The sequence below is a fragment of the Sorangium sp. So ce1036 genome (assembly GCF_051369805.1).
GTDB lineage: Bacteria > Myxococcota_A > Polyangia > Polyangiales > Polyangiaceae > Sorangium > Sorangium cellulosum_F.
The window spans coordinates 8,831,418-8,854,959 of the sequence record NZ_JBBMOX010000001.1; the positions used below are offsets into that span (position 1 = coordinate 8,831,418).

At 74.6% G+C, this 23,542-nt stretch carries 20 protein-coding genes and 1 pseudogene; 10 read left to right on the forward strand and 11 right to left on the reverse strand.

The features are described 5' to 3' along the window. Positions 1-67: 67 nt before the first annotated feature. From mce to WMF31_RS33145, 4 genes are all read right to left on the reverse strand, one after another. Positions 68-553, reverse strand: a complete 486-nt coding sequence (gene mce, locus WMF31_RS33130) for a methylmalonyl-CoA epimerase (protein WP_436605778.1) — start codon at positions 551-553, stop codon at positions 68-70. Then, positions 550-1,632, reverse strand: coding sequence for a MaoC family dehydratase (locus WMF31_RS33135; RefSeq protein ID WP_436605779.1), 1,083 nt, complete (start codon positions 1,630-1,632; stop codon positions 550-552). Before WMF31_RS33135 ends, mce begins: the two co-directional genes overlap by 4 nt. 59 nt (positions 1,633-1,691) lie before the next feature. Next, positions 1,692-3,455, reverse strand: a complete 1,764-nt coding sequence (locus WMF31_RS33140; protein WP_436605780.1) for an acyl-CoA dehydrogenase family protein — start codon at positions 3,453-3,455, stop codon at positions 1,692-1,694. A 415-nt stretch (positions 3,456-3,870) separates the two neighbouring features. Continuing rightward, on the reverse strand, positions 3,871-4,818 hold the full coding sequence (locus WMF31_RS33145; RefSeq protein WP_436605781.1) for a polyprenyl synthetase family protein: 948 nt from the start codon (positions 4,816-4,818) through the stop codon (positions 3,871-3,873). 97 nt (positions 4,819-4,915) lie between these two features. Between WMF31_RS33145 and WMF31_RS33150 the strand changes: the two genes are divergently transcribed. The 3 genes from WMF31_RS33150 to WMF31_RS33160 are packed head-to-tail and all read left to right on the forward strand — an operon-like array spanning position 4,916 to position 8,615. After that, the gene (locus tag WMF31_RS33150) at positions 4,916-6,532 is read left to right on the forward strand and encodes a phytoene desaturase family protein (RefSeq protein ID WP_129345220.1); all 1,617 of its coding nucleotides are present in this window, start codon (positions 4,916-4,918) and stop codon (positions 6,530-6,532) included. Further along, a complete protein-coding gene (locus tag WMF31_RS33155; RefSeq protein WP_436605782.1) occupies positions 6,529-7,413 on the forward strand; it encodes a carotenoid 1,2-hydratase in 885 nt (294 codons plus the stop codon). Before WMF31_RS33150 ends, WMF31_RS33155 begins: the two co-directional genes overlap by 4 nt. Continuing rightward, positions 7,410-8,615 carry a glycosyltransferase gene (locus WMF31_RS33160; protein WP_436605783.1) on the forward strand — a complete coding sequence of 402 codons (1,206 nt, stop codon included), beginning with the start codon at positions 7,410-7,412 and terminating at the stop codon, positions 8,613-8,615. The genes WMF31_RS33155 and WMF31_RS33160 overlap by 4 nt, the downstream gene beginning before the upstream one ends. Here the strand turns inward: WMF31_RS33160 and WMF31_RS33165 are convergent. Beyond that, complete coding sequence (locus WMF31_RS33165) at positions 8,572-9,375, reverse strand: lysophospholipid acyltransferase family protein (protein ID WP_129345214.1); 804 nt, start codon at positions 9,373-9,375, stop codon at positions 8,572-8,574. The two genes, WMF31_RS33160 and WMF31_RS33165, sit on opposite strands and share 44 nt — an antisense overlap. 47 nt (positions 9,376-9,422) lie before the next feature. On the opposite strand from WMF31_RS33165, the pseudogene WMF31_RS33170 reads away from it, so the two are divergent. After that, positions 9,423-9,833: pseudogene (locus WMF31_RS33170) on the forward strand (sterol desaturase family protein); the annotation flags it as partial. Between the two features lie 46 nt (positions 9,834-9,879). Here WMF31_RS33170 and WMF31_RS33175 read toward each other — a convergent pair. Genes WMF31_RS33175 through crtI form a run of 3 tightly spaced genes read right to left on the reverse strand, consistent with a single transcriptional unit; the run spans position 9,880 to position 13,920 of the window. Next, positions 9,880-11,388 carry a lycopene cyclase gene (locus tag WMF31_RS33175; RefSeq protein ID WP_436605784.1) on the reverse strand — a complete coding sequence of 503 codons (1,509 nt, stop codon included), beginning with the start codon at positions 11,386-11,388 and terminating at the stop codon, positions 9,880-9,882. After that, positions 11,385-12,341: a phytoene/squalene synthase family protein gene (locus WMF31_RS33180; RefSeq protein ID WP_436605785.1), complete on the reverse strand. Its 957-nt coding sequence runs from the start codon at positions 12,339-12,341 to the stop codon at positions 11,385-11,387. The genes WMF31_RS33175 and WMF31_RS33180 overlap by 4 nt, the downstream gene beginning before the upstream one ends. Then, a complete protein-coding gene (gene crtI, locus WMF31_RS33185; RefSeq protein WP_436605786.1) occupies positions 12,322-13,920 on the reverse strand; it encodes a phytoene desaturase family protein in 1,599 nt (532 codons plus the stop codon). Before crtI ends, WMF31_RS33180 begins: the two co-directional genes overlap by 20 nt. Positions 13,921-14,070: 150 nt before the next feature. Here crtI and WMF31_RS33190 point away from each other — a divergent pair, with 150 nt between their 5' ends. Continuing rightward, complete coding sequence (locus WMF31_RS33190; protein WP_436605787.1) at positions 14,071-14,985, forward strand: MerR family transcriptional regulator; 915 nt, start codon at positions 14,071-14,073, stop codon at positions 14,983-14,985. Positions 14,986-15,013: 28 nt separating this feature from the next. Here the strand turns inward: WMF31_RS33190 and WMF31_RS33195 are convergent, their stop codons facing one another. After that, entirely contained in the window at positions 15,014-15,586 is a 573-nt protein-coding gene (locus WMF31_RS33195) for a YtfJ family protein (protein WP_436605788.1), read from the reverse strand. Positions 15,587-16,061: 475 nt separating this feature from the next. Between WMF31_RS33195 and WMF31_RS33200 the strand changes: the two genes are divergently transcribed. Further along, complete coding sequence (locus tag WMF31_RS33200; RefSeq protein ID WP_436605789.1) at positions 16,062-16,526, forward strand: Hsp20/alpha crystallin family protein; 465 nt, start codon at positions 16,062-16,064, stop codon at positions 16,524-16,526. A 67-nt stretch (positions 16,527-16,593) separates the two neighbouring features. Continuing rightward, a complete protein-coding gene (locus WMF31_RS33205) occupies positions 16,594-16,974 on the forward strand; it encodes an Hsp20/alpha crystallin family protein (protein WP_436605790.1) in 381 nt (126 codons plus the stop codon). A 40-nt stretch (positions 16,975-17,014) separates the two neighbouring features. On the opposite strand, the gene WMF31_RS33210 is transcribed toward WMF31_RS33205, so the two are convergent. Next, positions 17,015-17,797 carry a hypothetical protein gene (locus WMF31_RS33210; protein ID WP_436605791.1) on the reverse strand — a complete coding sequence of 261 codons (783 nt, stop codon included), beginning with the start codon at positions 17,795-17,797 and terminating at the stop codon, positions 17,015-17,017. A 657-nt stretch (positions 17,798-18,454) separates the two neighbouring features. Between WMF31_RS33210 and WMF31_RS33215 the strand changes: the two genes are divergently transcribed. Next, positions 18,455-20,263, forward strand: a complete 1,809-nt coding sequence (locus WMF31_RS33215; protein ID WP_436605792.1) for a glutamate--tRNA ligase — start codon at positions 18,455-18,457, stop codon at positions 20,261-20,263. 97 nt (positions 20,264-20,360) lie between these two features. Next, positions 20,361-21,299: a glutamate--tRNA ligase family protein gene (locus tag WMF31_RS33220; protein WP_436605793.1), complete on the forward strand. Its 939-nt coding sequence runs from the start codon at positions 20,361-20,363 to the stop codon at positions 21,297-21,299. Between the two features lie 308 nt (positions 21,300-21,607). On the opposite strand, the gene WMF31_RS33225 is transcribed toward WMF31_RS33220, so the two are convergent. Next, positions 21,608-21,817 carry a hypothetical protein gene (locus tag WMF31_RS33225; protein ID WP_436605794.1) on the reverse strand — a complete coding sequence of 70 codons (210 nt, stop codon included), beginning with the start codon at positions 21,815-21,817 and terminating at the stop codon, positions 21,608-21,610. 197 nt (positions 21,818-22,014) lie between these two features. Here WMF31_RS33225 and WMF31_RS33230 point away from each other — a divergent pair, with 197 nt between their 5' ends. Continuing rightward, entirely contained in the window at positions 22,015-23,298 is a 1,284-nt protein-coding gene (locus WMF31_RS33230) for an MFS transporter (protein ID WP_436605795.1), read from the forward strand. Positions 23,299-23,542 lie beyond the last annotated feature (244 nt).

The following is a 23,542-nucleotide window of genomic DNA, read 5'->3' on the forward strand; positions in this document are numbered from 1 at the left end:
TGCCGGCGGCGCGGCTCCGGTGACGCCGGCGGCGCGGCTCCGGTGACGCCGGCGGCGCGCAGCGCCCTCAGGGGCCGCCCGAGCCCCCCGCGGGCGCGCTCGCCTCGACCAGCTCGACGAGCACGCCCCCCGTCGCCTTCGGGTGCAGGAACGCCACCTTGTGGCCCCGCGCGCCGATCCGCGGCGCCTCGTCGATGAGCGGCACGCCGAGCGCATTCAGCGCGGCGAGCGCCGCCTCGATGCCCTCGACCTCGATGGCGATGTGGTGGAGCCCCGGCCCCCGCTTCTCGAGGAACCGCGCGAGCCCCTCGTTGCCCTTCGGCGAGATGAGCTCGATGCACGTCTCCCCGAGCGGCAGCAGCGCGACCTCGGTCTTCTGCGACGCCACGACCTCCCGCGCGCGCCCCTCCACGCCGAGCAGCCGCTCGTACCGCGCGAGCGCCTCGTCGACGTCCGCCACCGCCACCGCCACGTGATCGATCTTCTTGATCTTGAGCATCGCCTCGCCCTGCGCCCTCGCTGTGGAGCCCGTGCCCGCCGCCCGCGAGCTCACCCTCGCCGCCGCACGAGCAACGTCCTCGTGATCTCCACGACCTTCTCCCTGACCCGGCCGTCAGTCTTGCCGAGCTCGGGGGTGAACAGGTCCGCGCCTTGCCCGATCAGCGCCCGCGGGGGGGTGTTCTTCACGCCGACGATCCGGAAGGTGACGCTCCCCGCGCCCGGGCCCGCCTCGCCTCGGGCGACGACCTTCGACGCGGCGAAGAGCGTGTCGCCCGCGAGCACGCCGCTCGGGTGGGCCCCGTCGTCGAGGCCGAGGTCCCAGACGGCGCTGCCGGCCGTGTCCCGGCTCGAGAGGGCGAGCGCCCAGGAGAGGACGAGCCCGCCGTGGACGACCCGCGTCTTCGCGAAGGAGCTCGTGCGGCAGTACTGCTCGTCGAGGTGCAGCGGGTGGGAGTTCCGGAGGAGCGTGGCGAGCTGCATGTGCTCGCTGTCGCCGACGGTCCGGCCGACCTCGTGGGTGAACACGTCGCCCACCTCGAAATCTTCCCAGAACCTGGCGAAGCCGCCGCGGCGCGACGGCGGCGGCAGCGGGCCCTCGAGCTCCTTCGGGAGGCGCCCCGGCGGCGCGTCCGGCTGCACGACGTCGTGCGGCGCGTCCGCGGGGCGCTCCGCGACGCGGCCGGGGGGCACGAGCGCCTTGCGCTCGAAGGAGCAGACGAGCAGCCCGTCCTGGTTCACGACCTGCGTCCGGACGTGCACGACGCCCTTGTCGCCCGTGGACACCGGCTTCTTGCCGATGACCATCGAGCTCGCGCGCAGCGTGTCGCCCGGGTAACAGGCGTGCGGAAACCGGACGTCGATGTAGGCGAGGTGCGCGATCGCCTGCTCGCTCACGTCGTGGACGCTGAAGGAGATCCCGAGGTTGAGGAGCAAGAGCGGGTTCACCGGCCGGTCCCTGAGCCCCACGGACCTGGCCGCGACGCGGCTCGCGTAGGTCGGGAGCGCGTCCTGGAACGAGGCCGCGAAGAGGGCGAGCATCCCCTCGTCCACGGTGACGTCCCACGGGTGGGCGTACACCGCGCCGATCGTGAAATCGTCGAGCTTGCGACCGTAGCGAGGGGAGCGGATCATCGCGCGGCGCGAGCATGGCACACGCGCTCCGCGGGCGACAGCCCCCGCGCCGGGCGCGCTCAGGGGAGCGCCCCCTCGAGCAGGGCGCGCGCGATGCTCTGCGCCAGCACCTCGCGCGTGCCCATGTGGATGGCGAGGCTGCGGGCGTCGACCAGGAGGCGCGCCGGGAGCGAGCCGTCGGCGTAGCCGTTCGCCCCGTGGACCTGCACGCAGGCGTCGGCGGCGTCCCAGGCCACGCGGGCCGAGAAGAGGTGCGCCATGGCCGACGTGAGCTCGCACGGCCGCCCCGCGTCCGCCGCCTGCGCGGCGGCGCGCGTGAGCTGCCGGGCGGCGGCGACCCGGGCGATGAGGCCCCCGAGCCGGTGCGCGACGCGCGGGAAGGCGAGGAGCGGCGCCCCGAACTGCACGCGCGCCTTCGCGTGCCCGAGCGCGCTCTCCAGGGCGGACTGCGCCACGCCGACCCCGCACGCCGCCGCGTGGACGCGGCCGACCGCGAGCGCCCGGTGGAGCTGGGCGATCCCCTCGCCCTCGCGCTCGCCGAGCAGGGCCTCGCGGCCGACGTGCAGCCCGTCGATCCGGAGCTCGTAGTGGCCCATGCCCCGCTGCCCGAGCGCCCTCACCTCGACGCCGCCGAGCCCCTCGTCCGGGAAGTCCTCGCCCGGCGCCCCGCGCCGCTTGGCGACCGCGAAGAGGCTCGGCCCGAGCGGCTGCGCCCCCTGCCCGCTCGGCGCCGTGGTCCTGGCGAGGGTGAGCACGAGGTCGGCGCGGGACGCGCCGGTGACCCACGCCTTCTTGCCGGTGAGGACATAGCTGCCGTCGGCCTGGCGCTCGGCGCGGGCCGCGGCGCGCGCGAGGTCCGAGCCGTACGAGGGCTCGGAGAGCGCGAGGGCGCAGCGCGCCTCGCCGGCGGCGAGGCGGGGCAGCCAGGTCCTCCGCTGCAGGTCGGTGCCGGAGCGGGCGAGCAGGTCGGCCCCGATGGAGGCGGTCATGGCGAGCACGCCGAAGCCGAGCGCGCCGCGCGCGAGCTCCTCGACGGCGGCGGCCATGGCGCCCGTGCCGAGCCCGTCGCCGCCGTGCTCGGGCGCGATGGCCAGCCGGAACACGCCGAAGTCGCCCATGCGGCGGATGACCGACTCGGGGATGAGCCCGTTGCGCCGGTGGATCTCGGGGGCGAGCGGCTCGACGAGGCGCTCGACGAAGTCGCGCATGTTGTGCCGGATCCAGCCGATGCGCTCGTCCTCCGCGCCGCCCTTGCCGGGGATGCCCTGCTCGGCGGCGAGGCGCGCGAGCGCGGCGACGGCGGCGCCCGAGCCCGCGTCGCGCGCCCACGCCGCGACGGCGGGGTGGCCGATGGCCTTGGCGATCTCGTCGTCGTGGAGCTCGAGCTCGCCGAGCGGCGCGATCTCGCCGCCGCCGAGGTCGACGCCGCCGCGGAGCGACAGGAGCGCCGTCGCGGCGTTCGCCTCGGCGACGGCGCGGGCCGGGCCGTCGCCGACCTCGTACGCCCAGGTGGCGAGCGCGCGGCAGGCCTCGATCTCCGCGTGGAGGTGGGCGAGCGCGTGGGCCGCGAGCTGGTGCCGGTCGAGCAGCGCCCGCGACACCTGGAGCGGCACGGCGCTCGGGCGAGCGAAGCCCGCGCTCCTCGGCGCGCCCCGGCGCCCCGCGCTCGTCGAGCCGACGTCCACCACCCGGTCCCTGAGGCGGCCGCGCGCCACGCGCGCGAGCTGCTCGACGGAGGAGATCGCCTCGCGCATCCCTCCTGGGCTGTCGGCCTCGAGCTTGCGAGAAACGATGGTGGCGTGCTGCTCCCGGGTCGCCCTCATCCCGAATCCCCCTGTTCGCGGATCACGACACAGTCGAACTGACCCGACGCGGGCGCAGCGCCGCAGCGCCGCATCACCGCCCCACGCCCACCGCGACAGGAGCGGACAGGCCCGTCGAGAATGCCACCTTGAAGCGAGATCGTCGAGCCAGGGCACAGGACCTCTATCGCAGCTCGACGACGCTTCCGGGGATTCCCGAGGTGGTCCGGGCGATCCACCCGACGTCACGCTGCGAGGCCGACAGAGCTGCTCTTTCATGATGTCATCAGCCTTGGACGGGCATCATGAGCCCACGCTCGATCCCCCTCACGCTCCGCAGCCCTCGATAGGCTGTCCGCGCGGAGGGACGGACCGCTGTCCGTGGGGATGAAAATCGACGAAGCCGCAGCCCCCGAGTCGCGCCCGCTCCCTCCAGCTACACGGAGCTCGTGGTCGGGATCGCCGCCGCCCGCCCGCGGCAGACGCGGAGGAGCCAGTCACCGAGCTCGACGGCCCAGGAACGGACGTGATCGGCTCCCGGGCACGGCGGAACTGCGTCGAGCGCGTCCTGGATGAGCCGCTGGAGCAGCCGGGCCGCCCCCGGGATGCCGAGCTCCAGCGCCGCGTTCGGCCGACCGAGCGCTCCGTCGCGGCCGGCCGGCTTGCCCATGTCCTCCGGCTCGCCGATCAGGTCCAGCACGTCGTCCGCCACCTGGTACGCCTCGCCGATGCGCTGCCCGAGGACCCCCCAGCCGGCCCCGTCCTGGCCCGCGGACAGCGCGCCGAGGACCGCCGCCGCCTCGAAGAGCGCGCCCGTCTTCGCGCGGCGGTAGGCGGAGAGCGGGACCTTCGCCTCCGATTCCCACGCCTGCCCCGCGATGATCCCCTGCGGCATCCCGACGCCGGCCGCGAACACCTCGAAGAACCGGCTCGCCCGCCGCGCGTCCGCGACCCCGCTCGCCACCGCCTGGAACGCGCCGCGCGCGAGCGCATCGAAGGCGAGCACGATGAGCTGGTCGCCGGCGAGCACGGCGATCGGCTCGCCGAACGCGCGGTGGACCGAGGGCTGCCCTCGCCGGACCGGCGCGTCGTCGAAGCAGGGCAGATCGTCATGCACCAGGGAGGCGCAGTGGATGAGCTCGATCGCCGCCGCCGCGGCGTCGGCGACCTCCGGCGCGGGATCGCCGTACGCCGAGGCGACCGCCAGGCAGAGCCGCGGCCGGATGCGGGCGCCTCCAGGGAAGACGGCGTGGCGCGTCGCCGCGACGAGCCCGGGCGGCGACGCAGGGGAGGAGAGCGACTCCATCGCGACGAGCAGGGTGCGCTCGATCCGACGCTCGATCCGACGCTCGATCCGACGCTCATTCCGACGCTCGGGGTCCATCGCGCCAGCTTCGGCGATCCCCGTGAGCATGTCAATGGTTTGATCATGGTTAAACAAACCATGGACAATAGACCCTCCGGGAGTACACTCCGGGCCCATGGCGGACCGAAGCGGGCGCGTCGTGGTGATCGGCGGGGGCATCGGCGGGCTGACCGCGGCGGCGCTCCTTGCGTCGCGCGGGCTCGACGTCGTGCTACTCGAGCGGGGGGCGCGCGTCGGCGGAAAGATGCGCGAGGTGACGCTCGGGGGGCGCCCCATCGACGTGGGGCCGACGGTGCTCACCATGCGGTGGGTCTTCGACGAGCTCTTCGCGTCGCTCGGGCTCTGCTTCGAGGACCAGGTGCCGCTCCGGCCGGCGGAGACGCTCGCGCGCCACGCGTGGCCCGACGGCTCGCGGCTCGATCTCTTCGCGGACGAGGGGCGCACCGCGGACGCGATCGGCGCGCTGGCGGGGCCGCGGGAGGCGGACGGATACCGGAGGTTCTGCCGGTACGCGCGCGACATCTTCGACACGGTGGAGCGGCCGTTCCTCCGCGCGGAGCGGCCCACCTTGAGGACGATCCTGAGCGCGGCGGGCAGCCTGGGCGTCAGCGGGCTGATGAAGATCGACGGGCACCGCACGCTCCACCGGGCGCTCGGGGATTTCTTCGCGGACGCGCGTCTGCGGCAGCTTTTCGGGCGGTACGCCACCTACTGCGGCTCGTCGCCGTACCTCGCGCCGGCGACGCTGAGCGTGATCGCGCACGTGGAGCGCGAGGGCGTCTGGCTCCCCCAGGGCGGCATGTACCGGGTGGCCGAGGCGCTCGCCGCGGCCGCGACCCGCGCCGGGGCGACCCTCCGCTGCGGCGCGCGCGTCGCCGCCATCGAGGAGGGCCGCGGCCGCGCGACCGGCGTCGTGCTCGAGGGCGGCGAGCGCCTCGCGGCGGACGCGATCGTGATGAACGCCGACCCGGCGGCCCTCCGGAGCGGCCTGTTCGGCCAGCGCGCCGCCCGCAAGGCGCCGGGCGACGCCCCGCGCTCGCTCTCGGCCATGACCTTCGCGCTGGTCGCCGAGGTGAGCGGCTTCCCCCTCGTCCGGCACAACGTGTTCTTCTCGTCGGACTACGAGGCCGAGTTCCGCGACCTGTTCGAGCGCGGCGCCGTGCCGCGCGACGCGACGATCTACGCCTGCGCCGAGGACCGCTGGGACGAGCCCTCGCCGGAGCCCGGCGCGGCCGGGCCCGGGCCCTCGCCGGAGCCCGGCGCGGCCGGGCCCGGGCCGGGCGCGGGCGCCTCGGGGGCGCGCGCGGGGGAGCGCCTGTTCTTCATCGTCAACGCCCCCGCGACCGGTGATATCCACACCCCCTCATCCACGGAGATCCACGAATGCGAGCAGCGCGTGTTCCATCAACTGCAGCGGTTCGGCCTCTCGCTGAGGAGCGCGGGCCCTTCCCTCGTGGTGACCACGCCGGCGGACTTCGAGCGGATGTTCCCGGCGACGGGGGGCGCGCTGTACGGGCCGGCGTCCCACGGGTGGACCTCCCCGTTCTCGCGCCCGGGGTCGCGCTCGAAGCTCCCGGGGCTGTACTTCGCGGGCGGGAGCGTGCACCCGGGCGCGGGGGTGCCGATGGCGGCGCTGAGCGGCCGGCTCGCGGCGGAGAGCGTGATGGAGGACCTCGCTTCGACCTCGAGATCCCGAGCGGCGGCTACGCCTGGTGGTACCTGGACGCGGTGAGCGACGATCGGAGGAGCGCGATCACGATCATCGCGCTGCTCGGGAGCGTCTTCTCGCCGTACTACGCGAGGGCCCGGGCGCGCGGCGCCGCGGACCCGCTCATGCACTGCTCGATGAACGTGGCGCTGTACGGGCCGCGCGCCGATCGCTGGGCGTTCACCGAGCGGCCGCGGCGCGCCGTGCTCCGGTCGCCGCGGTCGCTCGCCATCGGCCCGAGCCTGATGGAGTGGTCCGGGGGCGAGCTCCGCGTCGCCTTCGACGAGATCACCGCGCCCCTCCCGTCGCGGCTCTCCGGGGCGGTGCGCCTCCGCCCGGCCGCGCCAGCGCCGGGCGCGGCCGGCGCCCCGGCCGAGATCGCGCTCGACGGGCGCGGGCGGCACCGCTGGGCGCCCGTCGCGCCGATCGCGCGCGCCGAGGTCGAGCTCACGCACCCGTCGCTGCGCTTCACGGGCAGCGCCTACCTCGACACGAACGCGGGCGACGAGCCGCTCGAGCGCGCCTTCGAGCGCTGGACCTGGTCGCGCGCGGTCGGGGCCGACGGGATCGCCCTCACCTACGACGTCCGGCGCCGCGACGGCACGCGCCTCCTGTTCGGGCGCGCGTTCGACGCGGGCGGCGGCGCGCGCGACCTCCCGCCGCTCGCGCCGCGGCCGCTCGGCGACACGCGCTGGGGCCTCGAGCGGCACATCGCGGCCGACCCGGGCTCCACGCCGCGGCTCCTCCGCGCGTACGAGGACACGCCGTTCTACGCGCGCTCCCTGGCGGCGGCCACGTTCGGCGGCGCGCCGGCGACGGTCGTCCACGAGGCGCTGTCGCTCGACCGCTTCGCCAGCCCGTGGGTGCAGCTCCTCCTGCCCTTCCGCATGCGGAGGGCGGCGTGAGCGCGCTGCTCCACGCCGCCGCCCACCTGCCCCTCGCCTGGGCGCTCGTCGTCGCGAGCGTCTCCGCCGAGGCCGCCCGCCGCGCCGTACGGCGCGGGGCGGGCGCGCCGTCGCCCGCGGCCGCCTCGCCGTCGCCCGCGGCCGGCGGCCTCCGCGTCCTCGTCGTGCGCCCCTGCGCCGGCCACGAGCCTCACCTCGCGAGGGCCCTCGGCTCGCTCGCCCGGGCCCGGCTGTCCGCCGCCGCGCGGTGCGTCCTCGCGGTGGCGGACGCGGGCGACGGCGCCCTGCCGGCCGCGTCGGCCGCGGCCGACGCGCTCCGCGCCTCCGGGATCCCCGCCGAGGTCGCGCTCACCGCGCCCGCCGGCCCGAACCGCAAGGCGGGCCAGCTCGCCGCCGTCATCGCCCGGCAGACCGCGCCGTTCGACGTCGTCCTCGTCGCGGACAGCGACGTCGACCTCGAGGGCGTGGACCTCGACGCCCTCGTCGCCCCGCTCTCCGACCGCGCGCGCCCCGCGCCGCTCGACGCGGTGTGGGCGCCGCCCGTCGAGGTCGCGGAGGCGGGCTCGCTCGGCGACCGCGCCTCGGCCGCGGTGCTCGGCGGCTCGCTCCACGCCTTCCCCCTGCTCGCGGGGCTCGATCCGCGCGGGCTCGTCGGCAAGCTCTTCGCCGTCCGGGCCGGCGCGCTCGCCGGCGCGGGCGGGTTCGCGGCGCTGACCGCGCACCTCGGCGAGGACATGGAGCTCTCGCGCCGCATCCTCGCCCGGCGCGGGGCCGTCGGCGCGGCGCCGCTCGTCGCGCGCTCGCTCGCCTCGGGCCGGAGCCTCCGCGACGTGATCGCCCGCTACGCGCGCTGGATCACCGTCATCCGCGCGCAGCGCCCCGCGCTCCTCGCGAGCTACCCCGCGCTCTTCTTCGCGACGCCGCTCATCGCCGCGCTCGCCGCGCTCTCGGCCCCGGTCGCCGCGGCGCCGGCGCTGCTCGCCGTCGCGATCGCCGTCCCGAGCCGCGTCGCGGTCGCCGCGCTCGCCGCGCGCGTCGCCGGCCGGCGCGCCACGCTCCTCTCCGCGGCCGCCGACGCGTGGCTCGCCGACCTCGTCCTCGGCGCGGCCTTCCTCCGGGCGCTGTCGACCCGCACCGTCGTCTGGCGGAGCGGCCGGTTCACGATCGATCGCCGCGGCCTCCTCCGGGAAGCCGAGGCGTGAGCGGCGCGCGCGGCCTCGTCCAGTGAGCCAGGAGCCGCTCCGCCGCCCGCCCCACGACCGAGGGCTCCGCCCGGTGCACCCACCGGAAGCCGTCGACGTCGAGGGGCGGCCCCTGCGCGTCGGCCGCCCTGCCGATCGCGCGGTGGATGCGATCGAGCTCCGCGGTCACCGCGCGCTCCTGGGCGGCGCGCGCCGCCTCGACGTCGCGCGCCGCGGGCACCGGCTCGCCGATCGACAGGTACAGCCGCGGCCGCTCCTCCCCGGCGAGCTCGTACCGCAGCGCGACGGGCAGCACCGCGGCCCGCCGCGCCACGCGCGCGATCTGGGCCGCGCCGGCGCGGAAGCCGAGCGGCCGCTCGTCCGAGGGGCGCTCCCGCCCCTGGGGGAAGATCCACACCGCGCGGCCGGGCCGATCGAGCAGGCGCGCGGCGTACCGGATCGCGGCCGAGCCGTCCGAGGGCTCGTCGAGATCGACGCCGAACGCCCCGACCAGCGCGAAGAACGGCAGCCTGCGGAGGTTGTCCGCGGCCATCATGGCGTGGCCGTCGACGCCGAGCAGGTGCTGCGACGCGTGCAGGATGACCAGCGGATCCCACCACGACACGTGGTTCGTGACGAGGAGCAGCGGCGCCTCGGCCGCGAGGGCGCGCGCCGCGTCGACCCCCCGCGCGAGCACCGCGCCGAACGTGCCCTGGATCCGCGAGCGGGCGTGCGCCGCGAACCACGCGTTGAACCACCGATGCTTGCGCGCTGGAATCACCCCGGCTCCCTGGAGGAGCCTATACTCTCGATCGAGGAGGCCGCGCGATGACGCTCTCGCTCGCGATCTGGGTCGTCACGGCGCTCGCCGCCTTCGCCGCCATGGAGGGGTGGGCCGCGCTCCTCCACGGCAAGGTCTGGCACCGCGCCCTCTGGAGCGTGCACCGCTCCCACCACGAGAAGCGGCGCGGCGCCCTCGAGCGCAACGACGCGCTCTCGCTCCTGCACGCCCCGGTCGCGACCGGGCTCATCCTCCACGGCTGCGCGGGCGCGCCGGGCCCGCTGCGGGACGTCGCGTTCGGCGTCGGGCTCGGCATGACGGCCTTCGGCATCGCCTACGTCCTGGTCCACGACGGCCTCGTCCACCGGCGGCTCCCGGTCTCGGGCCTCGCGCGCATCCCGTACCTCGCGCGCGTCCGCGACGCGCACCGCGTCCACCACAGCACCGGGGGCCCGCCGTTCGGCCTGTTCCTCGGCCCCCTCGTGGCGCGGCGGGCGGCGCGCCTCAGCGGCTCCGGAGGAGCTCCCTCGCGAGCCCCGCTCCCCAGCGACCGAGAGCCCGGAGCGAGAGCGCGCGCACGACCTCCCGGTACACCTCGGGCCGCCGCGCCGCCGTTTCCCTCAAAAACCTAATAAAATCCGCAGGTTGCATCTCGTCGCGCAAGAGCGCCGCGTACGCGTCGTTGCCCATCGCGTGCAGCACGGCGAACGCCGTGTCGAGCAGCGCGTTCATCTCCCCTGCCCGCGCGCCGCCCGCGGGCCTCGCCATGAGCGCCGCGAGCGCGCCCGTGCCCGAGTGCACCGGGGCGTCGCGCGCGGCGCGCGGCGCGCCCGGGTCTTCCACGGCCCGCGCCAGATCCGCGGCGGTGGTCGCGAGCTCGCGCACGCTCGCGCCGAAGCCGCAGAACGTCAGCGGCGAGTGCCGCGCCGCCGCGTCGCCCACGAGCCGCACCCGCCGCCCCGGCGCGCGCGGCGCCGCCGTCAGCCGCGTCCAGCCGGGGATGAACCCGAACGTCGGCCGGACGAGCCGCGCGTCGCCCTCCTTGTACCGCGGCAGGAGCCGGAAGAACCGCGCGTAGAGCGACAGGAGCGCGCCCGGCCCGACGTCCCCGGCGCGCGCGTAGTAGAAGAGGTAGACCGTCGTCTCGCCCGGCCGCCCCGGGAACGCCTCCCAGACGTGCTGCCGGCCCTCCTCGACGTCCTCGGTGGTGGCGAGGATCTCGCCGACGTCCGGCCGGATCCGCCGCGGGCCGTCGCCCTCCGCGAGCCCGGTGAGCACGCCGCCGACCGTGGGGCAGACGAGATCCGCGGTCGCGTACGGGCTCGCCGCGCCCCGCGCGTCGACGAGCAGCCGCGCGGACAGGGCGCGCGGCCTCGCGCCGGCCGCCCCCGGCGCCGCGCTGGGCGCCCCCTCTGCCGCCCCCGGCGCCGCCTCGGCCACGGCGAGCGCCACCGCGTCCGGCCCCTCGGCGTGCTCGACGAGCGCGTGCCCGTCGAGCAGCGCCACGCCCAGCGCCTCGGCCCGGGCGCGCGCGGCGGCGAGCAGCCCGGCCGCGTCGATGGCGTGGTCGAGCGCGCCGCGGACCGGGTACGTCCCGCCGCCGTGCCAGCGGCAGAGCCCCTCGACGTAGCGGGCCACGACGAGCCGCTCCACCTCGTCCTTCGCGAGGAGCCCCGACGCCGAGAGCGCCTCGAGCTCGGCCGTCCCGGCGTTCCACTCGCGGTGCGCGGCGCCGACGCGCGCCCGGTCGAGCACCGCGACCCGCAGCCCGGCCGACGCGAGCAGCGGCGCGAGCAGCAGCAACAGCCCGCCGCCCGCGATGACCACGTCGTAGTCGGCGCGCGCGCCCCGATCCGGCGCCCTGAGCGCCGGCCCCGGCCGCGGCGCCGGCGCGCCCCGAGCCCCGTCCAGGTGCGTGAGGCGCGCGAGCAGCGCGTCGCCGCCCGCCGCGCGCACGCGCTCCCGCGCCTCGGCGAGCTCCCGCGCCTCGGCGCCGCCCTCCCCGGCCCTCATCGCGCCGCCTCCACCAGGAAGCGGGTCTCGTCGAGCGGCGGCGCGGCGCCGCGCTCGCGATCGTCCGCGGGCGCGGCGGACGCGCGGAGCAGCGCCCCGAGGACGAGCCACAGCTTGCGGCCCGGCGACACCGCGGCGCGCCCCGACACCGAGTCGAAGCCGCGGCGCGCGACGGCGCGGCCGATGTCGGCGTAGATGAGCCGCGCCGCGTGGATCGCGGCGCGGCAGTCGCGCGGCAGCATCGGGATGCCGGCGTCCGCGCGGCGGTAGAGCGCCTCCGCCTCGGCGAGCAGCCGCGCCACGATCTGCCCGAGCCGCGCGTCGAACGCGGGCCGCGCGAGCCAGGCGTCCGGCTCGATCCCGGCCTCCCGCATCCACGCGAGCGGCAGGTAGATGCGCCCGCGCCGGGCGTCCTCTCCGACGTCGCGCGCGACGTTGGTGAGCTGCATGGCGACGCCGAGGTCGCACGCCCGCGCGAGCGCGTCCGGCCCGCGCGCGCCCATGAGCGTGGACATCGTCGCCCCCACCGTGCCCGCGACGCGCGCCGCGTAGGCGTTCAGCTCCGAGAGCGTCTCGTAGCGGCGCCCCTCCGCGTCCCACGCGAACCCGTCGAGCAGCGCCTCGAGGAACGCGCGCGGGAGCGCGTGCTCGGCGACGACGCGGGCGAGCGCCCGGTCCACGGGGCTGTCGTCCGGCCTGCCCGCACAGGCGCGCGCGAGCCGCTCCCTGAGGCCCGCGACCGCCGCCGCGGCGGCGGACGGCGGGGCGTGGTCCCCGAGCTCGTCGACCGCGTCGTCGGCGACCCGACAGAACGCGTAGAACGCCGCCGCCGGCTCCCTCACCCGCGACGGGAGCAGGAGCGCCGCCACGGCGAAGCTCTTCGACCCCTTGCGCAGGAGCGCCCTGCAGGCGGCGGCGTCCGCCGCCTGGGTGTCAGCGGAACGCCGAGGCATCGGGGACCACCCTGTCCAGCACGCGCGCCGACGACAGCACCCCGGGCAGCCCGGCGCCCGGGTGCGTCCCCGCCCCCACGAGGTAGAGGTGCTCGACGTCCTCGCTCGCGTTGTGCGGCCGGAAGAAGGCGCTCTGCGTGAGCACCGGCTCCGGGCCGAACGCCGCCCCCCGGAACGACAGCAGCCGGTCCTGGAAGTCCTGCGGCGTGAGCAGCCGGGAGGTCGCGAGCGCGCCCTCGAGCCCGGGCAGGAGCGTCGCCTCGAGCAGCGCCGAGATCGCGCGCCGGTAGCGCTCCTGGGTCGCCGGCCAGTCCGTGCCGCTCTGCAGGTTCGGCACCGGCGACAGCACGTAGAACGCGTCGCAGCCGGGCGGCGCGAGCGCCGGGTCCGTGGCCGTCGGCCGGTGCAGGTAGAGGCTGAAGTCGTCGGCGAGCACGTGCCTCTGGAAGATGTCGTCGAGCAGCGCCTTGTACCGCGGGCCGAGGAGGATCGTGTGGTGCGCGACGTCCGGGTACCGCCGGCGCACGCCGAAGTACCACACGAAGAGGCTCATCGAGTAGCGCTGCCGCTCGATGCGCCGGTCGGTCCAGCGCCGCCGCGCCTCGGGCGGCACGAGGTGCCGGTAGGTCCACGCCGAGTCGGCGTTCGAGACGACGACGTCGGCCTCGATCCGCTCGCCCGACGCGAGCTCGACGCCCCGGGCGCGGCCGCGCTCCACCGCGACGCGCCGCACCTCGGCGCCGCACCGGACCGCGCCGCCGAGCCCCTCGACGAGCGACACGAGCCCCTTCACCAGCGCGCCCGTGCCGCCCATCGGAAAGTGCACGCCCCAGTTGCGCTCCAGGAACGCGATGAGGCTGTAGATCGACGTGGTCGAGAACGGGTTCCCGCCCACGAGCAGCGGGTGGAAGCTCAGCACCTGGCGCAGGCGGTCGTCCTTCACGTGCCTCGCCACGAGCCCGTACACCGTGCGGTAGCTCTCGAGCCGCACCATGTCCGGCACGATGCGCGCCATGTCGATCCACGACCCGAACGGCACGTGCGCGAGCTCCTCGAACCCGACGCGGAAGATCGCCTCGCTCTTCCGGACGAAGCGCTCGTAGCCCTCGACGTCGCCGGGCGACAGCCGCGCGACCTCGGCGCGCATCGCGGCGGCGTCGCCCGTGTAGTCGAACGTCGCGCCGTCGTGGAAGCGGATCCGGTAGAACGGCGTCACCGGCCTGAGGTCGATGTCGTCGGCCATGCGCCGACCGCAGAGCTGCCAGAGCTCCTCGAGGAGGAACGGGGCGGTGATGACGGTCGGCCCCGCGTCGAAGGTGAAGCCGTCCTGGCGGTGCACGTACGCGCGCCCGCCCGGCGCGTCGAGCTTCTCGACCACCGTGACCTCGTAGCCGCGCACCCCGAGCCGCACGGCCGCCGCGAGGCCCCCGAAGCCGCTGCCGATCACGACCGCGCGCGGCCTGCCCCGCCGCGCGCCCGCCGCGCGAGGCCCGCGCCCGGGGGCGGCCCCTGCCACGTCCTCCGGCCTTGCGCCGGGCCGCCCTTCCCCTTGCGCCGAGGAGGCGCTGGTGTTTTGCATGGCGTCAAGTATAATGTTTGTCCCAGCCTTTGACAAAGGCGAAAACCACGTTCCCCCGCAGGTCTGCTTGCGCCTCGCTGCCCGTCGGTTCGGCGCATCGAACGACGCGGACCGGCGGCCGCCCGGCGGGTGCTCCTCCAGGTTGTCCACGTGAGCCGCTACCGAATTCATGCCGTCTCCCAGATGTGTGGCGTCTCGTCGGCGACGTTGCGCGCGTGGGAGCGTCGATACGGTGTGCCGTCGCCCGCGCGCACGGCGTCGGCGTATCGCCTCTACAGCGAGGACGACGTCGCGGTCATCAAGAAGATGCGCGACTACGTGAACGGCGGCGTGGCGGCCGCCGAGGCGGCGCGCATGGTGCTCGAGACGGCGGCGCCTCACGCGCCGGCGCCCGCGGGCGGCGGCGACGCGTTCGCGGAGGCGAGCGAGCGCATCGTGGGTACGGTGCTGCGCTTCGATCCCGACGGCCTCGAGGCGGAGGTCAACCGGGCGCTCTCGCTCGGCCCCGCGGTGACGATCTTCGAGCGCGCGCTCGGCCCGGCGCTCGAGCGCGTCGGCGATCTCTGGCACGAGGGCAAGATCACGGTCGCGCAGGAGCACCTCGCCTCGCAGGTCCTCGGCGCCACGCTGCTGCACCTCCTGCGCCTCGCGCAGCCGGGCGAGGGGGGGCGGCGGGTCCTGCTCGCGGCCTTCGCGGAGGAGGACCACGTGCTCGGGCTGCTCGGCGTCGGCCTGCGCTTCTGCTCGTGGGGTTTCCGGTCGATCGTGCTCGGCCCGAGGACCCCGCCGGCCGCGATCGCGCGCGCGGTCGAGGCGCTCGCGCCGGACGTCGTCGGCCTGACGGTCACCCTGCCGCCGCCCCCGCCGCGCGCGCGCGAGCTCGTCGACGCCTACGCGGACGCCTGCCGTGACGCGGTGTGGATCGTGGGCGGCGCGGGCGCGGAGGCGCTCCGGCCGTTCCTCGAGGCGCGCGGGGGCCTCGTGGCGTCGACCGAGATCACGGCGGCCCGCGCGCAGGTCGAGTCCGCGCTGCACGCGCGCCGGCGCCGCAAGGACGCCGGCTGAGCGGCTCCCGCGCGCCGGCCGGGCGAGCTCACCCTTCCACTTCCTTGCGGAGCAGGCCGATGACCTTGCGCTGCGCCTCGGGCTTGAGCGCGCCCTCGGCCGCGAAGAGCACCTGGCCGTTCTTGCCGACGAGGATGATGTTGCTGATGCCGCGGCGGAGCCGGTAGGCCGCGCGGAAGGAGCCGTCCCAGTCGCAGTAGATGGTCGCGCCGACCTTGCGCGACTCCTCGCGGATGGCGTCCTTCACGAACCCCTTCACCGGCCAGAAGTCGTAGGAGCTCACGTCGGCGATGGCCGCGAGCGCGATGGTGCGCCGGTAGCGATCGCCCTTCGCGAGCTTGGCGAGCGCGTCCTTGAACGCCTGGTTCTGGGTCGCCGAGTCCTTGTCCTCGTAGACGATGAGGATCGGCTTGCCGCGGAGCGCCTTCATCTGGAGCACGCGCCCGTCGGCGTCCTCGACGCGCGCGTTCGGCGCCCGGTCGCCCTCGGACGGCAGCGCGAGCGCGGCGCCCGAGAGGAGCGCCACGGAGAGCGCGGCGACGGAGAGGAGGCGGGCGGGCCACGAGCGGCGGGAGACGGGCGGGCAGTTCAGCATGTCCATGGTTTGTATCAGTTTCCAGTTGCCCATCCCAGGGCTGTTCAATCCGATGCTCGTGCGGCCCCCCCGGCTGCCGGGCCAACCCGGTTACCGGCAATCCTGGCTGCTGGCAAGCCCGGCCGCCGGTGGGTGGTGGTCACGTTTGGGGTGCTCACCGGAGGGGCTGGAGTGCAGTCGGGCCACAAAAGGGGCCCGCCGGAACGCAAGCCCCGGAGGTGAGCACCCCAAACGTGACCACCACCCGCCGGCGACCCGGACGCGCCCCCTCCCGATTCCGGGGGGCTCTCCTCCGGAGGGGGGCGGCTGGCCCGGCTCTTGACACCCCGGGTGCCGTGCGAAGATTGGCGGTGCGAAGAGACCGGCTCTCGGAGCCAAGGTCCCGTAACGCTACGAAAAACCGGCCGTCGCGAGCAGGGTGACGGCGCCGCGGGCGACGCCCCGGCGCGCGCCGCGCGCGGGGCCCGGAGGAGGAGTCGCCATGCTGAACCGTTTCACGGATTTCGATCGCACGTTCGCCATGATGGATGAGCTTCGCCGGCGCATGGACCGGGTGTTCGAGGAGTACGAGGCGCCCCGCCCGTCGCTCCGTGGAGAGTTCGATCAGGCGCCGCGCGTCGCGCCTGGCCCGCGCATCCATCTGTTCGACACGGGCAAGGCGCTCGTGGTCAAGGCCGATCTGCCCGGCCTGACGGAGAACGATGTGCAGATCTCGCTCAACCAGGACGTCCTCACCCTGAGCGGCGAGCGCAAGTCGGAGACCCCGGAGGGTTACCTCGTGCACCGCAAGGAGCGTGGCGCTGTGCGCTTCAGCCGGAGCTTCACGCTGCCGAGCAAGGTCGATCCGGAGAAGACCTCCGCGGTCCTGAAGAACGGCGTCCTGACGCTCACCCTGAACAAGGCCGCCGAGGCCCAGCCGAGGCAGATCGCGGTGATCGCGCGCTGAGCGCGAGCGGAACGCCCGCGGACCAGACATGTACCGAGGAACGAGCAACGGACAAGGAGCAACGCCTATGAGCACCGATCGCAGCCTGACCCATCGTCATGAGAGCGCCCCCGAGAAGATCCAGCAGCGCCCCGCTGTGCCTCCGGCGGTCGATATCTACGAGAACGCCGAGGAGCTCCTGGTCGTGGCGGATCTCCCGGGCGTGACGCAGGAGCACCTGGCGGTCCGCCTGGAGAAGGGAGAGCTCACGTTCGAGGGCCGGCGCACCGAAGCGGCCGAGCGCGAGCAGGGCGCGGACAACTTGCCGGACTACCGCCGCAGCTTCGTGGTCCCGCAGGGCATCGACGCGGACAAGATCTCCGCGGAGCTCCAGGCCGGCGTCCTCCGGATCCACCTCCCGAAGAGCGCGTCGCTCAAGCCCCGTCAGATCCCGATCACCGCGAGCTGAGGGGGTGTGCCTCTCCCGCCGCGTCGCGTCGCGCGCGGGCTCAGGAGCCCGACTCCGTGTTGCCCTGGACCGTCAGTGTCCAGGTGGCTTCGCTCCCGCACGCGGTGCCCGATACGTAACGGACCTCGATGCTGAGCCAGCGATTGGTCTCGAAGATGGGGACGTCATTCCACCCGGCCGCCACCACCTCGTCGGGCGAGCCGGTCCCCTTGGTGCCGGATGCGTAACAGTCCGGCGCATCGCTGTCCCCCTGATAGACGAACAGATCGAAGTTCATCCCGGGCGGGGAAGTGAGGCGGGCGGTGAAGCTTATCCGGTCTGTCGAGCCCGAATCATCCGCGATATTGATCTTGAACCACCTGGACGTGCTCCCCCTCGTCACCACGGAGTCGGACCCGACGTCGCCCGCGATCTCCCTGAGCGCCTCGGCCCCCGAGCACATCGCCGGCGCGCCGTAATCGCAGGCGGGTTCCTCTCCCCCACCCTCCTCGCCGCCCTCTCCTGCGCCGTCCTCGCCCCCGGCGCCCTCTCCACCGTCGCCCCCCTCACCTTCCGTTCCAGCATTGCCGGCTTCGCCCGCGATGCTGCCGGTTCCAGCGGAGCTCATGCTCGAGCTCGCCGGCCGGTCCGCCCCGCTCGCTGGCCGTTCCGCCCCGCCGGCATCTCCACCGCTTCCGTTTCCGGTCTCCTCGCCGCCCACCCCGCCGCCGCCTCCGCCCGCTTGCTCCTCGTAACCGGGCATCAAGTCGTTGGTGCCATTGGCGCAGGCGATGAGGGCGAGAGCGAGCGTGGGGACGAGGAGCGTCCGACCGGGCGTATCCATTGACAGCATTCTATCTGCTCTCGAGAGAGCGGTCCAAGGAGCGATCGCGATCGATCGAATGCCGTCCTAAACGAGCGCCACATCTCGACGTCGGCGCCCGAACGCTCGAGTCGGATCGATTACGTTATCCCGCGATTTCCGGACATGTCGATACAGGGCGGCGCGGTGCGCGCCATGATCCCCGAGCGCATCGAGGCGCCGTTGCGTGCCGCTCGCGACGGGAGAGCGCGGCCGGCTCCAGGCAAACGAGTCCGGCGATCTCTTGTTGAAGAAAAGCTCATCTCATGACTCCCACGGCGGGCGCGGCCTCGCCATCCAGGCAAGGACCATGGACTCATCCTGACTCGTCCACGACATGACGGCGCCGCGGCGTCGCGCGGCCCCTCCGGCCGGCTCGCGATCGCGCCGCTGAGAAAGCGCCCGCAGGTCCCACGGCGGCCACCGCGCTCGGGTGGTGCTGCGCCTCGCATGTCCCCCGGCGCTGCCGCGCCCCGCGCAGGGCGGACGCGGTCGTCGCTCGGCCCGCGGCCCGGCGACCTCCCCGCAGGTGGGCCGCCGCGAGCCGCCCCGCCGGCCGATTGACAAGCCCCGGCAGGCATGCAATGGCTGCCGCCCCCCGCCCCACCCCACGTCACAGACCAGGAGCGACGCGCCCTCATGGACAAGCCGGCCTTGAACGACACGACGCTGCCCGTCACCGTCCGCGAGCCGGGCCCCGGGGAGGACCGCGAAGAGCTCGTGCGCCTCCTGTTCGGCGAGGCCGCCGCGTCGGCCAGGCGGCCGGAGGAGTACGAGGCGCGCTATCCCCGGCGCGCGCTGCCCAAGGGCGCGATGGTCACCCGCTACGCGCCGAGCCCGACCGGGTTCATGCACATCGGCGGCATCTTCGTGTCGCTCATCAACAAGCGGCTCTCGGTCCAGAGCGGGGGCGTCTTCTACCTCCGCCTCGAGGACACCGACGTGAAGCGCGCCATCCCCGGCGCGCTCGACACCATCGTCGACTCGCTCGCGCGCTTCGACCTCTCCCCTCACGAGGGCGTGCTCCGCGCGCCGGCGGGGCAGGAGGACGGCGCGCCCGGGGCGCCCCCGCGGGGCGCGTTCGTGCAGCAGGGCAGCTACGGCCCCTACGTCCAGACCGAGCGGGTCGCGATCTACCGCGACTACGCCATCGATCTCCTCCGCCGCGGCTTCGCGTACCCCTGCTTCTGCACCGTCGAGGAGCTCGACGCCATCCGGCAGGAGCAGATGGCGCTCACGGTCAAGCCCGGCTATCACGGCCGCTGGGCGAGATGGCGCGACGCGCCGCTCGCCCGGGTGAAGGAGGCGCTCGCGAGCGGCACCCCGTTCGTGCTCCGCCTGCGCGCCCCGGACGACGTCTCCGGCCGGGTCGAGTGGAAGGACGGCGTGAAGGGCGTCATCTCCATGCCCGTCAACGACCTCGACACCATCCTCCTCAAGTCCGACGGCATCCCGACCTACCACTTCGCCCACGCCGTCGACGATCACCTGATGCGGACGACCCACGTCATCCGCGGCGACGAGTGGATCTCGTCGATGCCGCTCCACCTGCAGCTCTTCCGCGTGCTCGGCTTCAGGCCGGTCGAGTACGCCCACGTCCCGCCCATCCAGAAGCTCGATCGCGTCGAGGAGGCCGATCCGGAGACGGGCGAGACCCGGGTCTCGGACGCGCGGCGCAAGCTCAGCAAGCGCAAGGACCCCGAGGCGAACATCGAGTATTACCGGGAGATCGGCGTCCCGGAGGCGGCCACGATCGAGTACCTGCTCAACATCGCCAACTCCGCGTTCGAGGACTGGCGCAAGGCGAACCCCGAGAAGCCCTACACGGCCTTCCCCCTCAAGCTGAACAAGCTCGCTCCCGGCGGCGCCCTGAGCGACCTCGTCAAGCTGAAGAGCGTCAGCCAGTCGGTCGTGAGCCGGATGAGCGCCGAGGACGTCTACGCCCAGGGCCTCGACTGGGCGAGGGCGTACGACAAGGAGCTCGCCGCGCTGATGGAGCGGGATCCGGAGTACACGAAGCGCGCGCTCGGCATCGAGCGGGGCGGCAAGAAGTCGAACAAGCGCATCGTCACGTGGCAGGACCTCCGCACCCAGCTCTTCTTCTTCTTCGACGAGCTGTACGACCGCGTCGAGGCGTTCGATTTCCCCGAGAACATCCCCGAGGGAGAGCGCAAGTCGCTGCTCCGGCAGATGCTCGACGTCTACGACCCGGCCGACGCGAAGGAGGCCTGGTTCGAGAAGATCCGCGGGATCGCGGTGGCCTCCGGCTACGCCGGCGAGGTGAAGCAGTACAAGGCCTCTCCGGAGTCGTGGAAGGGCCATGTCGGCGACGTCTCGATGGCGCTGCGGGTGGCGGTCTGCGGGACGCGGAACAGCCCCGATCTCACCGAGGTCATGGCGGTGATGGGCGAGCCGCGCGTGCGGGCGCGCATCGCCCGCTTCCTCTGAGCCGGGGGGCGGGCGTGGCGAGCGCGCGGGCGGCGGCGCCCCGGCGCCGGCGGGGGCGGCTCCCCGGCGGCCCGGCGCCGCGGCGGCAGGAGCGGCGATGAGCGGCGGGGCGACGGGCGGGGTGTGCCGGTTCGCCCCGTCGACCACGGGGCCCGCGCACCTCGGCACGCTCGCCGCGGCGCTGCTCGCCTGGCTGGACGCGCGGGCGCGCGGCGCGCGGCTCATCCTCCGGCTGGAGGACCTCGATCCCGATCGCTGCCGGCCGGAGTTCGCGCGCTCCATCGCCGAGGATCTCGCGTGGCTGGGGCTCGACTTCGACGAGCAGGTCACGCAGCGCACCCGGCGCGCGCACCACGAGGCGGCGATGGACCGGCTGGAGGCGCTCGGCGCGCTGTACCCCTGCTCCGCGACGCGCGAGGAGGTGCGCGCGATCGGCCGGCGCGCGCCCGACGGCGGCTTCGCGTACGACAACCGCGGCCGCGGCCGCGCGCTGCCGCCCGGCGGCTGGCGCGCGAGCGCCGAGCCGATCCGGGCGCGGCTGCCGGACGGCGTGTTCCGGCCCGTCGACGAGGGCGGGCTCGACCTGTCGCAGGAGCCCGCGCTCGCGATGGGCGACCCCGTGGTTCGCCGGCGCGACGGGGCGTTCTCGTACCAGCTCGCGGTGGTGGTCGACGACGGCGCGGCGGGCGTCACGCGCGTCGTCCGCGGGCGCGACATCGCGCCGAGCACCGCGACGCAGGCGGCGCTCCAGGCGCTGCTCGGCCTCCCGGCGCCGGTCTACCGGCACCACCTGCTGCTCCTGGAAGAGCGCGGCGGCAAGCTCGCGAAGACGCACGGCGCGGCGCGGGCAGCGGGGATCGCCCGGAGCGCGCCCGCGCTCTGCGGCGCGCTCGCCTGCTGCATCGGGTTGCGGGATCGACCGGAGCCGTGCACGCCCGCGGAGCTGCTCGGGGAGTTCGGCTGGGCCCGTGTGGCGACGACGGACCGCGTCGTGAGCTTTCGCGAGGGTGCGCTCCGGGTGGAGGCGGCTCGCTGAGGGGAGGTCTTGCTGAATTGCCCGACCCCCGGCGAGGGGGTTCGTGGGGCGGCGCGGGGGCCCCACCGAACTCGCCTGGGACGTTCTTTCTCCGACGTGCTGCGCGCGCCGGAGAAAGAACGTCAATCGGGCTCAAACACGATCCGTCCCCCACGCCGCCCCATGAACCCCCTCGCCGGGGGCCTACCGCTCACGTGTTGGTTCCCACCCGGACAGCGGTCAGTTCCCCACGAACCCCCTCGCCGGGGGCCTGCCGATTTCTTGATGGATAACGCATCTCGCCTCTGCGAGAGCTGCGCTCACCTCGCTCAGGCGGGCAGCGGGGATGCCCCGAGGCGCAGCAGCGGGAACAAGGTCACAACCGCGCTCGGCCGCGGAAGATCGTCGTCGTCGTCGTCGCGCCGCTCGTCGCGCCGGCGCGGGGAGCGGCTCCCGAACAGCGTCCAGGCACGACGCGCCTGCTCGGCAAGATCGCGCGCACGTCCCGGTGAGGTGGTGTTGCTCTGGAGCGTCATCATGACGCGCCGCCCCTTACCACAGGTCGAGACCTCCACGCCAGCCTTCTGCGTCGGAGCGCGCACATCGTACCCGGATCTCCGACCGCGACGAGCAGCGCTCTCCGGAGGCGCAGAAACACCGTTCCTGTTCGCTTCGGCTGGAACAGCGTCTGGCAGCCGGCGCCGGGATGCGTCATGAACGTTGCCCGGAATCGTTCATGACCGCCGACCTCGCCGCCCTGAAGCCCTCGTCGCCCTTCGCGGCGTTCGAGTCGCGCGACTTCCGCGCCTATGCGGCAGCCCGGCTGCTCGCCACGGTGGCGTTCCAGATGCAGTCGGTCGCCGTCGGGTTTCAAATTTACACCCTCACACGCGATCCCATGGCGCTCGGGTACGTGGGGCTCGCCCAGTTCCTCCCGGTCGCGGGGCTGTCCCTCGTCACCGGGCACGCGGCCGACCGCTTCGATCGGCGTGGGATCGTCGTGCTCTGCTACCTCGCCTCATCGCTCGCGGCGCTCGCGCTCTTCTTCATCGCGCGCTCGCCGAGCCCGAGCGTGTCGGCCATCTATGCCGTCCTCGTGCTCCTCGGCACGGCGCGCGCGTTCCAGGGGCCCGCCGGCGCGTCGCTCCTGCCCGCGCTGGTGCCCACCGCCCACTTCCAGAACGCGGCGACCTGGCAGTCGACGCTCTGGCAGCTCGGGGCGATCGGCGGGCCGAGCCTGGGCGGGCTGCTCTACGGCTTCTGGAGGGCGCCCGCGCCCGTCTACCTGAGCTCGAGCGTCGCGCTCGCCGCGGCGTGCGCGGGCCTCCTGGCCGTGCGCGTGCGCACCGGTCGCATGGAGAAGAAGCCGCCGTCGCTCGCCACCGTGCTCGCCGGGCTGCGCTACGTCCGCCAGAAGAAGGTCCTGCTCGCGTCCATCTCGCTCGACTTCATGGCGGTCTTCCTCGGCGGCGCCGTCGCGCTGCTGCCCATGTACGCGACCGACGTGCTCCACGTCGGCCCCGAGGGGCAGGGCTTCCTGCGCGCCGCGCCCGCCGTGGGCGCGGGGCTCATGGCCGCGCTCCTCGCGTTCCGGCCGATCAGGCGCCACGCCGGCCCGAAGATGCTCTTCTGCGTCGGGCTGTTCGGGCTCGCCACGATCGTCTTCGGCCTCTCGAAGAGCTTCCCCCTCTCGCTCGCCGCGCTCACCGTGCTCGGCGCCGCCGACATGGTGAGCGTCGTCGTCCGGATGACCCTGGAGCAGATGGCCGCGCCCCCCGCGATGCGCGGCCGCGTGAGCGCGGTCAACATGGTGTTCGTCGGCGCCTCGAACGAGCTCGGAGAGTTCGAGTCGGGCACCCTCGCGTCGATCGTCGGCGCCGTCCCGACGGTGGTGATCGGCGGCGTCGGGACGATCTCCGTCGTGCTCCTCTGGGGATGGCTGTTCCCCGAGCTGCGCGCCGTGGACCGGCTCGAGGACGTCCGCGCGACCGATGAAGAGGGCGCCGCCACGACGGCGTGATCCGCGCGCCCGGACAGCGCATCCGGGCTGGAAATAACGGCCCTCTCCACGCCTCGCTCACGAGGAGACCCGGCCCTTCACCGGCGGATCCCGAGCGACGAATCGATGACTCCGCCATCGCGAGCAGCACACCTGACGACTCAGGCGCGAAACCGATTGCGCACCGCGTACCGTCCTCCACACATTCGCGATTCGACGAGGGCGGTTAAATGCGAGCTGAGCGTCATTCAATCGTGCAATCCGC